Annotated in this window: 7 protein-coding genes; 6 read left to right on the top strand and 1 reads right to left on the bottom strand. The window is 71.7% G+C overall.

The annotated features are described in order from the left end of the window. Positions 1-64: 64 nt before the first annotated feature. On the top strand, positions 65-1771 hold the full coding sequence (locus OG306_RS23380; RefSeq protein ID WP_266748020.1) for a glycerol-3-phosphate dehydrogenase/oxidase: 1707 nt from the start codon (positions 65-67) through the stop codon (positions 1769-1771). 79 nt (positions 1772-1850) lie between these two features. Here the strand turns inward: OG306_RS23380 and OG306_RS23385 are convergent, their stop codons facing one another. Further along, on the bottom strand, positions 1851-2963 hold the full coding sequence (locus OG306_RS23385; RefSeq protein ID WP_266748021.1) for a serine hydrolase domain-containing protein: 1113 nt from the start codon (positions 2961-2963) through the stop codon (positions 1851-1853). A 120-nt stretch (positions 2964-3083) separates the two neighbouring features. Between OG306_RS23385 and OG306_RS23390 the strand changes: the two genes are divergently transcribed. From OG306_RS23390 to OG306_RS23410, 5 genes are all read left to right on the top strand, one after another. Continuing rightward, positions 3084-5084 carry a serine/threonine-protein kinase gene (locus OG306_RS23390; RefSeq protein WP_266905702.1) on the top strand — a complete coding sequence of 667 codons (2001 nt, stop codon included), beginning with the start codon at positions 3084-3086 and terminating at the stop codon, positions 5082-5084. Between the two features lie 182 nt (positions 5085-5266). After that, on the top strand, positions 5267-8032 hold the full coding sequence (locus tag OG306_RS23395) for a serine/threonine protein kinase (protein ID WP_371665592.1): 2766 nt from the start codon (positions 5267-5269) through the stop codon (positions 8030-8032). 131 nt (positions 8033-8163) lie between these two features. Continuing rightward, the gene (locus OG306_RS23400) at positions 8164-9894 is read left to right on the top strand and encodes a serine/threonine-protein kinase (RefSeq protein WP_266748024.1); all 1731 of its coding nucleotides are present in this window, start codon (positions 8164-8166) and stop codon (positions 9892-9894) included. A gap of 178 nt (positions 9895-10072) precedes the next feature. Then, positions 10073-11701 (top strand): succinic semialdehyde dehydrogenase, encoded by a 1629-nt coding sequence (locus tag OG306_RS23405; RefSeq protein WP_266905698.1) that lies wholly within the window; start codon positions 10073-10075, stop codon positions 11699-11701. 77 nt (positions 11702-11778) lie between these two features. Beyond that, a complete protein-coding gene (locus OG306_RS23410; RefSeq protein ID WP_327258871.1) occupies positions 11779-13683 on the top strand; it encodes a GMC family oxidoreductase in 1905 nt (634 codons plus the stop codon). The last annotated feature ends 14 nt before the right edge of the window (positions 13684-13697 follow it).

Raw genomic sequence — 13697 nt, forward strand, 5'->3', positions numbered from 1 at the left:
CGTCCGACCGATCGGTCGGGGCGCGCCCGGTGCCGGACCACCCCGATCTACCCGGGAGGCAGCGGTGAGGACAGCGACACTGGGACCTGCGGAGCGCGCCGAGGCGCTCGCCGCGATGGCCGAGCGCGAACTGGATGTGCTGGTCGTGGGGGCGGGCGTGGTCGGCGCGGGTACGGCGTTGGACGCGGTGACGAGAGGTCTCTCGACCGGCCTGGTCGAGGCGCGCGACTGGGCCTCGGGCACATCCAGCAGGTCGAGCAAGCTGATCCACGGCGGGCTGCGGTATCTGGAAATGCTCGACTTCGCGCTGGTCCGGGAGGCGCTGAAGGAGCGCGGGCTGCTCCTGGAGCGGCTGGCCCCGCACCTGGTGAAGCCGGTGCCGTTCCTCTACCCGCTGCAGCACAAGGGCTGGGAGCGGCTCTACGCCGGATCCGGAGTGGCGCTGTACGACGCGATGTCGGTGTCCTCGGGACACGGCCGCGGCCTGCCCGTCCACCGGCATCTCTCCCGCCGCCGCGCCCTGCGGGTCGCCCCGGCGCTGAGGAAGGACGCCCTGGTCGGGGCATTGCAGTACTACGACGCGCAGATGGACGATGCCCGCTATGTCGCGACGCTGGTGCGCACCGCCGCCGGATACGGCGCCCGGGTGGCGAACCGGGCGCGGGTGATCGGCTTCCTCCGGGAGGGCGAGCGGGTCGTCGGCGTCCGAGTGGAGGACGTCGAGGCGGGCGGTGCGTACGAGGTCAGGGCCAAACAGGTGGTCAACGCCACCGGGGTCTGGACGGACGACACCCAGGCGCTGATCGGGGAGCGCGGGCTGTTCCACGTCCGGGCCTCCAAGGGCATCCACCTGGTCGTCCCGAAGGACCGCATCCACTCCTCGACCGGCCTGATCCTGCGGACCGAGAAGTCCGTCCTCTTCGTCATCCCGTGGGGACGGCACTGGATCGTCGGGACGACGGACACCGACTGGGACCTGGACAAGGCGCACCCGGCGGCGTCCAGCGCCGACATCGACTATCTGCTCGAACACGTCAACTCGGTCCTGGCCACGCCCCTGACCAGGGATGACGTCCAGGGCGTCTACGCGGGGCTGCGGCCGTTGCTGGCCGGTGAGTCGGAGGCGACCAGCAAGCTCTCGCGCGAGCACACGGTGGCGCATCCGCTGCCCGGCCTCGTGGTCGTGGCGGGCGGCAAGTACACGACGTACCGAGTGATGGCGAAGGACGCCGTGGACGAGGCGGTGCACGGTCTCGACCAGCGCGTGGCGGACTGCGTCACCGAGGACATTCCGCTGCTGGGGGCGGAGGGCTACCGGGCGCTGTGGAACGCCCGGGCGAGAACCGCGGCCCGGACGGGGCTCCACGTCGTCCGGGTGGAGCATCTGCTCAACCGCTACGGCTCCATGACGGAGGAACTGCTCGAACTGATCGTCGCCGATCCGACGCTGGGCGAGCCACTGCCGTCGGCGGACGATTACCTGAAGGCCGAGATCGTCTACGCCGCCTCGCACGAGGGGGCCCGCCATCTCGACGACGTACTGACCCGCCGCACCCGGATCTCCATAGAGACCTTCGACCGGGGCACACGCAGCGCCAGGATCTGCGCGGAGCTGATGGCACCGGTGCTCGGCTGGGACGAGGGGCAGATCGACCGGGAGGTCGAGCACTACGAGAAGCGGGTGCAGGCGGAGCGGGAGTCGCAGCGGCAGCCGGACGACCTCACGGCGGACGCGGCACGGCTCGGAGCGCCGGACATCGTGCCGATCTAGTGCCGCGACCGGCAATGTTTGCCCGGAGGGAGCGTGCGTGCTGGGCGGCGCGACGGGGCAGAGCTTGCCGGGAGGGACACTAGGACCGGACCAGGGCCGGTCGAGGGCCGTTCCGGGGCCGGGTCGGGTGGCTGCAGAACTCCGCGTCGAGCAGCGCCGGTTCGAGCGTCTCCGCATCGGCCAGGGTGTCCGTGTCAATGCGGTACGTCAGGGTGTGCCGGCCGTCGCGCGTGGCGGCGGTACGGACGTAACTGCCCGCTATATGCCCGTTGTGGCCCCAGACGGTGATGCCGCAGGAGAGCTTCTGCGGATAGATGCCCAGGCCGTAGACGCCGTGCGTGGCACCGGTGTCCAGGAGGGCAGCCAACTGGGCGGGCGGGAGGAGGCGCCCACCCAGCAGAGCCGCGTAGAAGCGGTTCAGATCGGCGAGCGTGGAGATCAGCTCCCCGGCCGCGCCCGCCGTGCGGGGGTCGAGCTCGGTGACGTCGCGGAGGCTGCCGTCGGCCGGGTCGCGGGTGAAGCCGCGGCCGCGCGGGGAGGGCAGCGTGGTACGGGAGCCGGGCAGGGAGGTACCGGTGAGGCGGAGGGGGGTGATGATGCGGTGACGGATCTCGGTGGCGTAGCCGTGTCCGGTGACGCGTCGGATAACGAGTCCGAGTACGACGTAATTGGTGTTGGAGTAGGCGTAGCGGCCGGGGGTGCTCGTCGGACGGTGGGCCAGCGCGACACGGACCGCCGCGGTGGCGGAGACCGGGTGGGCGGAGGTGTCGGCGGTGTAGTCGTAGAGGCCGCTGGTATGGCTCAGCAGGGCGCGCAGGGTGATACGGCGGCCGTCGTTGCCATTGCCGCGGATCAGACCGGGCAACAGCCGGTCGACGGTGTCCGACAGCTGCAGCCGTCCCTCCCGGGTGAGTTGGAGCACGACGGTGGCGACGAAGGTCTTGGTGACGCTGCCGGCCCTGAACCGGTCCTCCTTGCGGATACCGGGTCCCGTCGAGCGATAGGTGTCGTACGGTGCGGAAGAGGCGTGACGGGCCAGCAGCGCCGCCGTCGGAGCGCCACCCGCGGCGACGAGCCGGGGAAGGTAGGAGGCTGCGGGCGTGAGGTGTGGTTCGCTGGGCAGGGGCACTGTTCCCAGGCTGAACAACACCAGCAGCAGCGAGGTGGCGAGCAGCGCCCTGAGTGTCGGCATGGCAGGGTTTCCCTTCCTCCGGGCACATCATGACGGGCCCACGGACCCGGCACCACGACCGGTCCCGGGGTGAGGGACAATGAACGCTCTGCCAGGGCGGGTTGATCGCAGAGGGGACGCATGTCGGAGGCGGAGCAGGCACGGGAGCCCCAACGGGACAAGGACGGACGTCTCCTTGCGGGGCGTTACCGGCTCGGGGAGGTGCTCGGCCGGGGCGGTATGGGCACGGTCTGGCGTGCCGTCGACGAGACGCTGGGCCGCACGGTCGCGGTCAAGGAGCTGCGGTTCCCTACGGCCATCGACGAGGACGAGAAGCGCCGCCTGATCACGCGCACGCTGCGCGAGGCGAAGGCGATCGCCAGGATCCGCAACAACGGCGCGGTGACGGTCTACGACGTGGTCGACGAGGACGACCGGCCGTGGATCGTGATGGAGCTCATCGAGGGCAAGTCCCTTGCCGAGGCCATCCGCGAGGACGGGGTGCTGACGCCGAAGCGTGCCGCCGAGGTCGGCCTCGCCATCCTCGACGTGCTGCGTTCGGCACACCGCGAGGGCATCCTGCACCGAGATGTGAAGCCGTCCAACGTACTGATCGCCGAGGACGGCCGGGTCGTGCTGACCGACTTCGGTATCGCGCAGGTCGAGGGCGACCCGTCGGTCACCTCGACGGGCATGCTCGTCGGCGCCCCCTCGTACATCTCCCCGGAGCGCGCCCGCGGACACAAGCCGGGGCCGCCCGCCGACCTGTGGTCGCTCGGCGGACTGCTGTACGCCAGCGTCGAGGGCACCCCGCCGTACGACAAGGGGTCGGCCATCGCCACCCTGACCGCGGTGATGACCGAGCCGCTCGACCCGCCGAAGAACGCCGGTCCGCTGGAGGAGGTCATCTACGGCCTGCTCGCCAGGGATCCCGATCAGCGGCTCGACGACGCGGGCGCGCGCGCCCTGCTCGACGACGTGATCCACGCCCCCGAGAAGCCGGACCCGGTGCTGCCCCCGCCCGCCGACGCCACCCAGGTCATGGCGCTGCCCGGGGAGTCCGTCAAGCCTGCCGCCAAGGCGGCGTCGAAGTCCGGTGAGCCGGGGGAGGGCGCGCGGGACCGGTTGCGGGGTGCACTGCGCTCCGTACGCAACGCGAAGGCGACACCGGTCGCCGCGGCCGCCGCGCCGCCTCTGCCCTCGACGCCTCCGGTGATCACGCCGTCGGCCGGTGGTGCGGCGGGCCTGTCGAAGTCCGCCCGGACCTCGGCCCCGGCGACGCCGGCCACGGCCTCCGCCGCCGTACCGTCGCCGCGCCCGGCCACGTCGCCGGTCGCACCGCCCCGCGCGTCCCTCACGGACGTGGTGCCGCGCCGCACCCTCGCGATCATCGCGGCCGTGATCGCGCTCGCCGTGATCGGCACGGTCCTCGCGCTCACGCTCGGCGGGGACGACAAGAACACCGCGGGCGGCGGCAGCGGAAAGGACGACAAGTCCACCTCGGCCGGAGCCTCGACGACGACCGGCGGCTCCGCCGACACCGACACCGACAGCGGCAACAACAACGGCGGCGACAAGGCCCAGGACCCGGGCAAGGACCAGGGCAAGGAACAGGGCACGGGCAAGGACGACAGCGCGGACAAGGGTTCGGACGGTTCGAAGGGCGACAATCCGGGCGACGCAACACCCGCCGGATATCGGACGGTCACGAACAAGAGCTTCCACTTCACGATTGCCATGCCCGAGGACTTCCGGTTCGACAAGAATTCGGGCAGTAACTCCGGTGCCATTTACAACGCCAGCGGCGGTTTCCCGCGCGTCCAGGTCGACTACACCGACTCGCCGGGCCGTGACGCCGCAGCGGCCTGGAACGCCGCGAAGGGCGGTGTCGCGGCCAGCAGCAACGGCTACCACCACCTCGGCGTGAACAAGATCCAGTACAACGGCTACCCGACCGTCGCCGACTGGCAGTTCGAGCGCACCCAGCAGGGCCAGCGGGTCCGGGTACTGAACCGGGGCTTCAAGGTCGACGCCACCCACGGCTACGCGATCATGATCAGCTGCAAGGCGAGCGAATGGGACAGCGAGGAGTGCCGGACGCTGCGCAAGACCGCGTTCGACACGTTCGAGCCCACCGACTGATCCGTGGGTGAAAAGGGCCGGGATGCGCCGACTGAGACGCGTGGCCGTTACTTGCCACGTATCGTGAGAGCCTGAAGACCGTACGCAGCCGGAACGGCGGCTCAATTGCACGGTAAGTGACCGCAATTGATGGGTTTGTGCGGTCATCGTGACCGGGGGACAGCGCGCTCTGGGGAGGCGTCGTGGATGACTACGCGGGTCGGGTGCTTGCCGACCGCTACCGCCTTCCGCTGCCGCCGTCCGACGCGTACGAACTGGTCGAGACCCGGGCGTTCGACACCTACAGCGGACAGGAAGTCCTGGTCCGGCAGGTGCCGTTGCCCGAGGTGGTGGACGCCGAGGTGCTCGACGCCGACGGTCCGGTACGGGCGGCCCGACAGGTCACCGGGCGTGCCGTGCGGCGCTCCACGGATCCGGCGGTGCGGCGCGCCATCGAGGCGGCGCAGGCGGCGGCCCGGATCCCCGACCACCCCAGGCTCGACCAGGTCTTCGACGTGTTCGCCGAGGCCGGTTCGCTCTGGATCGTGAGCGAACTCGTCATGGCCCGCCCCCTCGCGGCCCTGCTGGCGGATCGCCCGCTCGATCCCTTCCGGGCCGCCGAGATCGGCTCCGACGTGCTGACGGCGCTGCGGGTGCTGCACGCCCATGGCTGGACCCACCGGAACATCACCATCCGTACGGTGCTGATCTGCGACGACGGCCGCGTCGTGCTGACCGGCCTGGCGGCCGGGGCGGCGGAGGAGGCGCTCTGCGGGTACGTACCGACGCCGCAGCCCGACGACGAGGAAGAGATCGGTTTCGGCCGCCCGGCGGTCGAGACGGGCCCGTCCGGGCCGTACGTACCGCCCGTCCCGCCCGCCCCTCCCGTCCCGCCTGTTCCTCCCGTCTCTCCGGCCGAGGTGCCGGCCTCGCGCGGCCCGGCGGCGATCGAGACGGGTGGCGCGGACGACGGCGATCCCAACGGTGACGACGCGTACGGCGGTGACGACGCGTACCGCGATGGCGGTCCGCGCGGCGGTGGCGATGCGCAGATTGGTGCGCAGACCGGTGTGTTGGGCGAGCTGGAGGCCGTACGGCGGCCGGGGAACCCCGCCCCCGGAGCGGGGAGCGCCGCGCAGTCGCGAGCCGAGCGCGCCGGAGCCATCGCGGCCTACCGCGCGGGCGCCCTCGCCGCCGCCCGGGCCGGCGAGGACCGGCGCCGGGCCGGGGCAGGCGAGGCGGGGGACGCGGAGGACACGGGCTCCCTCCCCGTCCAGCGCCCCACTGGGCCGTCCGGCCCGGACCGCGGCCACCCGCAGCCGACCAGCCTCTGGAGCCGGCCCGCCGAGGACCCGTACGACGACGAGGACGACGAGGACGACGACGGCGACGGAGGCGATGACCAGTCACCGCCCGCCCGGCGGCTGCACCTCACCGGCAGCTGGAGCGACGGCCCCGGATCCGGGCGTCCCGTGCCCGCCGGGGGCTCGGGCGAGGACGCCCTGCGTGCCGATGCCCGCCGCCACGGCAACTCCGCGGCGCTGCCTGCACACCGGCCCGAGCAGCGGCAGGAGCCGACCCGCTGGGACGACCTCGTGGCGAGCGGCCGTACGGGCCCTGCCTACCGCGGCCCCGCCACCACCCTCGCCGCCGAGCGCGCCCGGCAGGCCCGGATCGCCGTCGTCGGCGCGGTCACCGAGCGCTGGGCGCCCGAGCAGGCCGGCCCCGTCCACGAGAACTGGCAGCTGGCGCCGCCGATCGGCCCCGCCACCGACCTCTGGGCGCTCGGCGCGCTGCTCTACCGCGCCGTCCAGGGCCACGCCCCGTACCCCGAGGAGAACGCGGCCGAGCTTGTCCAGATGGTCTGCGCCGAGCCGCCCGCCTTCGCCGAGGAATGCGGTCCGCTGCGCCCCGTGGTCGAGTCCCTGCTGCGTCAGGACCCCACCGAGCGGCCGGATTTCGAAGAGCTGCGCGGCTGGCTGCGCTCCCTCGTACGGTCGGCGCCCGAGCCCGAGGCCGGTCTGGACGTCGTACCCCTGCCCTCCCTCGACAGCGCCCGGCTCCCCGTCGTACGCCGCCGGGGCGAGCTGGTCCGCAGGCGTCGCGGCCGCCTCGGCCAGGGGACGTCCCACGGCCGCCACCGCCACACGAAGGAGAAGCCCGACCGGCGGCACGACAGGCCCCGGGCGGAGAAGGCGCCCAGGGCGCCGCGCGAGCCCAAGGGCCCCAAGGCGTTGCGCACCCCCCCGCCCGGCCGCCGGCCCGGCGAGGGCCGGGCGCCGCGACGGCTGGGACGGCTGCTTCTGCTACTCGTCCTGCTGGCGCTGGTCGCGGCCATCACGTACGCCGTGATGTTCATGCCCAAGACGGACAGCGGTTCCGGCACCCGCCCCTCGGGCGCGGCTTCGTCGGCGTCCGGTTCACCCGAGCCCGGCGACGGCGTGTCCGACGGGCAGTCGCCCTCGCAGCCCCCCGGCGCGCAGCAGCCGCAGACCAGCCGCTCCGCCGTCGCGCTCGCCCCCGGCTACGTTCTGCGCAAGGACCCGGAGGGCTTCGAGATCGGTGTGCTCAAGGGCTGGCAGCGCAGCCCCGCCAACGCGGACCGGCAGATCCGGTACGGCAGCGACGGCTTCAGCCTGCTGATCGTCCCCGGACGCGACACGGTCAAGGCCAACGGCAACGACCCGCTGGCGTACCAGGCCGACAAGGAGCTGGAGTTGCAGCCGTTCCGCGACTCCAGCTGGTCGGGGTCGAGCGGGCTGCGCCGGATCGACGTCGGCCGACAGGCCATGGCCGAGGGGCAGTTCACCTGGCAGGACGCCAGTGGCCGCGAGGTGTACGCCCGTAACCTCGCGATGATTGTCGACGGCCGCTACCACATCCTCCAGGTCATCGGCCCGGAGAACCGGCGCGACGAGGTTTCGGACATCTATGAACAAGCCATCGCCTCCTACCGCGTGACGCACTGAAGCATTCGGGGCGTCATCTGGGCAGTGGGCGGAGCGACAAGCATCACAGTGCGGTCTCTTGGGGGATGGCGAGGTTCCGTGGCCGTGCGTCCCCTCCGTAATCTGGCCTCCGAGGGAACGGGGCGGAATACGTGGATCGATCACAGGGCACGGACGCGGGACTGGTGCTGGCCGGAAGGTACCGGCTCGGTGAAGTCCTCGGGCGCGGCGGCATGGGCAAGGTCTGGCGCGCCCACGACGAGGTGCTGCACCGCACGGTCGCGGTCAAGGAGCTGACCGCCGGGCTGTACGTCGCCGAGGCCGACCGGATCGTGCTGCACGCCCGCACACAGAAGGAGGCCCGCGCGGCCGCCCGGATCACGCACCCGGGTGTGGTCACCGTCCATGACGTGATCGAGTACGACAACCGGCCCTGGATCGTCATGCAGTACGTCGACGGTCCGTCACTTGCCGACGCGGCCAAGGAGTCCGGCGAGATCGAGCCCCGCGAGGCCGCCAGGATCGGCTTCCACGTGCTGGGCGCCCTGCGCGCCGCACACGCTGCGGGAGTGCTGCACCGGGACGTGAAGCCCGGCAACGTACTCCTGGCCAGGGACGGCCAGGTGCTGCTCACGGACTTCGGGATCGCGGCCATCGAGGGTGACTCGACCATCACCAGGACCGGTGAACTGGTCGGCTCCATCGACTATCTGGCGCCCGAACGGGTACGTGGCGGCGATCCCGGCCCCGCGTCCGACCTGTGGTCCCTCGGTGCCACGCTCTACACCGCGGTCGAGGGACGCTCGCCGTTTCGCCGTACATCGCCGATCTCCACCATGCAGGCCGTTGTCACCGAGGATCCCCCGCCGCCGGAGCGGGCGGGTCCGCTGGCTTCCGTGATCACCGCTCTGCTCCGCAAGGAGCCCGAGGACCGGCCGTCGGCGGCCGAGGCGGAACGGATGCTGCTGGAGGCCATGGAGGGCCGTGAGCCCCGGGCCGCGCAGGCGTACGTACCGACGCAGCGCGTCCCCGACGAACTCCTGCGCACACTGGGCCCGGACGGCACGTCAGGTGCGGGTGTGGGCGCGGGTGCGGGCGCGGATGGGGCTGCGGGTGCTTCCGTTGCTCCTGGTACAGCGGGTGCGTCCGGTACGGCCCGGCTTCCGCCCCCGGCCGCCGGTTCCGTCGTCGGCCCGGCGTCGTTCCCGGTGACCCGGCGCAGCCGGGGCCGGTGGCGTACGACGGTCCTGGTCATCGCCGCGGCCGCGCTGGTCGGCGGCGGCGCGGGGCTTGCCGCGATGAAGTACGGGGACCGCACGGACAGCGCCACCGGGCGCGGCGGCACGGGCACGCACGCGACCGAAACCCCCTCGAATCCCAGCACTTCGCAGGCACCGAAGCCGGACACCCCGGGGAAGGGCATACCCGACGGCTGGCACCGGGTGAACGACCCCGAGGGCTTCAGTCTGATCGTGCCCGACGGCTGGGTGCGCCGGGAGGACCGCAACCAGATCGACTACACCCCGGACAACGGCGTGCACTACATCCGGATCGGCATCGACCCGTCGCCCGACTTCGAGAACTCGTACATGCACATGCTGAACCTGGAGAAGCAGCTGGCCGAACGGCTTCCCGGCTACCACCGCGAGACCCTGGAATCCAACACCTACCGCGACCGGGAGGGCTCGCTCTGGGAGTTCACCTGGACCGAGACCAAGAACCACCCGGGTCCGCGTCACGCGATCGACCAGATGTACTTCGGGGAGGACGGCGGCCCGGAGTACGCGATGTACATGACGGGTCCGGCTTCGGACTGGGACACGACCCGGGAACAGTTCGACACGATGCTGCGCGGCTGGCGGGCGCCCGACAGCTCCGGCTGAGATCCGGCAGCCCGGACCGGGATCGCACGGCTGGGGGGCCGTCGGGTGTGGGTCCGGCGACTGCAGGGGTCCTGATCAGGGGCTTTGTTGCCAGTGATCACTGGCTTGTTTGTGGGGAGTGTGAAAACCCGTTACTCACGGGTACCCAAAGCGTGCGGCTGGACGTACTCTCGCCCTCATGACGGACTCGCAGGCCTCCACGTCCACCCCCGCAGCCCCGGTCGGCACCAACCCCGTGGCCGCCGCCCCCGCAGGTGTGCGCACCGCGGCCGATGTGGTGACGCCAGAGGTGATCGCCCAGCTGACCCGTGGCGTGGCCGGCTCCGGCCGTACGGCCAACCACACCCCCTTCACGGGGGAGAAGCTGGCCGATCTGCCCGAGTCCACCCCCGAGGACGTGGCGACGGCCTTCGAGAAGGCCCGGGCCGCCCAGCCGGCCTGGGCCGCGACCCCCGTCCGCGCGAGGGCGGCCGTCCTGCTCCGCTTCCACGACCTCGTGCTCAGCCGCCAGGCCGAGGTGCTCGACCTCATCCAGCTGGAGACCGGCAAGGCCCGGCTGCACGCCCACGAGGAAGTGCAGGCCGTCGCCGTCGCGGCCCGGCACTACGGGCGCAAGGCCCCCGCGTACCTGAAGCCGAAGCGGCACACCGGAGTCGTACCGACCCTCACCAAGGTCACCGAGCTGCGCCAGCCGCGCGGCGTCATCGGCCAGATCGCGCCGTGGAACTACCCCTTCGAGCTGTCCGTCGGCGATGCGCTGCCTGCGTTCGTCTCCGGCAACGCCGTCGTGATGAAGCCCGACACGGAGACGGCGCTGACCGCGCTGTGGGCCCGGGACCTGCTGATCGAGGCCGGGCTGCCCGCCGAGGTGTTCCAGGTGGTCCTCGGTGACGGACCCGTCGTCGGCCCCGAGGTCGTCAAGCACGCCGACTACGTCTCGTTCACCGGTTCCACCCGCACTGGCCGCGAGGTCGCGCAGGGCGCGGCGGCCCGGCTCGTCGGGGTCTCGTTGGAGCTCGGCGGCAAGAACGCCATGCTGGTCCTGAAGGACGCCGATGTGGAGAAGGCCGCCGCGGGTGCCGTCCGCGCCTGCTTCTCCTCGGCCGGCCAGCTCTGCATCTCCATCGAGCGGCTGTACGTCCACGAGTCGGTCGCCGACGACTTCGTGGCCCGTTTCGCCGCCCGTACGAAGGCCATGCGGCTCGGCAGTTCCCTCGCCTACGGCGCCGACATGGGCTCACTGGTCGGCGAGCGCCAGCTGGAGACCGTCACCCGGCATGTCGCGGAGGCCGTGGAGAAGGGCGCCCGGCTCGTCGCGGGCGGCGTCGCCCGGCCGGACATCGGCCCGCTCTTCTACGAGCCGACCATCCTCGACGGCGTCGAGGCGCCGATGGCCGTGTGCAGCGAGGAGACCTTCGGCCCGGTCGTCTCCATCTACCGCTTCACTGACGAGGACGAGGTCGTCGCCCTCGCCAACGCCACCCCGTACGGCCTGAATTCGAGCGTCTGGACCAAGGACGCCAGGCGCGGCCACCAGGTCGCCGCCCGGCTCCGGACCGGCACGGTCAACATCAACGAGGGGTATGCCCCCGCGTACGGCAGCGTGCAATCCCCGATGGGCGGCATGAAGGACTCCGGTCTCGGCCGACGGCACGGCTCCGAGGGCATCCTCAAGTACACGGAGGCACAGACCGTCGCCCAGCAACGGCTGATTCCGCTCGCCCCGGCGTTCGGCATGGACGACGAGAAGTACGCGGCGTTCATGACCCGCAGCCTGAAGGCGATGAAGGCGTTCCGCCTGCGCTGACCCCCGGAGCAGGCGTTTTGCCCGCGCTGCCCCGTAACACCGCAGCACGTTCCGCCCTTTTCGTACCGAGGAGAGCCATGTCCCAGGACAGCCCTGCCCAGAATCAGGCCGAGCCCGCCGGTGGGACCGACGACGACGCGTACGACTACGACGTCCTGGTCATCGGCTCGGGCTTCGGCGGCGCGGTGTCGGCCCTGCGGCTGACGGAGAAGGGATACCGGGTCGGGGTCCTGGAGGCGGGCCGCCGCTTCGGCCCCGGCACCCTCCCCAAGAACTCCTGGGACATCAAGAACTACCTGTGGGCCCCCGCGCTCGGCCTCTACGGCATCCAGCGCGTCCACCTGCTCGGCCATGTGATGGTGCTGGCCGGTGCGGGCGTGGGCGGCGGCTCGCTCAACTACGCCAACACGCTGTACGTGCCCCCGGCGCCGTTCTTCGAGGACCGGCAGTGGGCGTCCATCACCGACTGGCAGGACGAGCTGAAGCCGCACTACGACCAGGCGAAGCGGATGCTCGGGGTCCGGCTCAATCCGACGATGACTCCGTCCGACGTCCATCTGAAGGCGGCCGCGCAGGCCATGGGCGTCGGCGACACCTTCCATCTCGCCCCGGTCGGCGTCTTCTTCGGCGACGGCAAGGACGCCGACGGCACGGCCACGGTCAAGCCCGGCGGCACGGTCGCCGACCCGTACTTCGGCGGCGCGGGCCCCGCCCGCAAGGCCTGCACCGAGTGCGGCGAATGCATGACGGGCTGCCGGCACGGCGCGAAGAACACCCTCAACGAGAACTACCTCCACCTCGCCGAGAAGGCCGGGGCGGTCATCCACCCGATGACCTCCGTCGTCGCGATCGCGGACCACCCGGAGGGCGGCTACCACGTCACCACCGTACCCACCGACCGCCGCAGGAAGACGAGGCCCACGCGGCTGCGCGCCCGCAAGGTGGTCGTCGCGGCGGGCACGTACGGAACGCAGACCCTGCTGCACACCATGAAGGACCGCGGTCTGCTGCCCCGGCTCTCCGACCGGCTCGGCGAGCTGACCCGCACCAACTCCGAGGCGCTCGTCGGCTCGCAGACCAGCGACCGGCGCTACCGCAAGAAGCACGGCACCGCGAAGGCCGACTTCACCCAGGGCGTCGCGATCACGTCCTCGATCCACCCCGACGAGAACACCCACATCGAGCCGGTCCGCTACGGCAGGGGCTCCAACGCGATGGGCGCGATGTCCATCCTCCAGGTGCCCTACGGCGGCCGCCGGGTGCTGGGCTGGCTCGGCAACATGGCCAGGCACCCGGCCCTCGCCCTGCGATCGCTCTCCAACCGCCGCTGGTCGGAGCGGACCATCATCGGACTCGTCATGCAGTCGCTGGACAACTCCCTGACCACGTACCGCAAGCCGGGCGGAATAGGGAAGGGCCTGCTCACCGCCCGGCAGGGGCACGGCGCACCCAACCCGGCCCAGATCGAGGAGGCGACGCGCAGCGCCTCCCTGCTCGCCGACGAGATCAACGGCTTCGCGGGCTCGAACATCGGCGAGCTGATGGGCACCCCGCTCACCGCGCACTTTCTCGGCGGCTGCCCCATAGGCGCGAGCGCCGAGGAAGGGGTGATCGACCCGTACCACCGGCTCTACGGACACCCCGGCATCTTTGTGGTCGACGGTTCCGCGGTCTCCGCGAACCTCGGCGTCAACCCGTCGCTCACCATCACCGCACAGGCCGAGCGCGCGATGTCCTTCTGGCCCAACAAGGGCGAGGCGGACCCGCGCCCCGCGCAGGGTGAGGCGTACGAACGGCTGGCCGCGGTCGAGCCGCAGGCACCGGCCGTACCGAAGGAGGCGTTCGGCGCGCTGAAGCTGCCGTTCCTCGGGCTGCCGACGGTCCCGCCGAAGAAGAATCTGCAGGAGCAGACGGAGAAGAACCCGCAGGAGCAGACGGAGAAGAACCCGCAGGAGCAGACGGAGAAGAATCCGCAGGAGTAGGCGGAGCAGCGGTG

The organism is Streptomyces sp. NBC_01241 (assembly GCF_041435435.1).
In the GTDB taxonomy this organism is placed as follows: domain Bacteria; phylum Actinomycetota; class Actinomycetes; order Streptomycetales; family Streptomycetaceae; genus Streptomyces.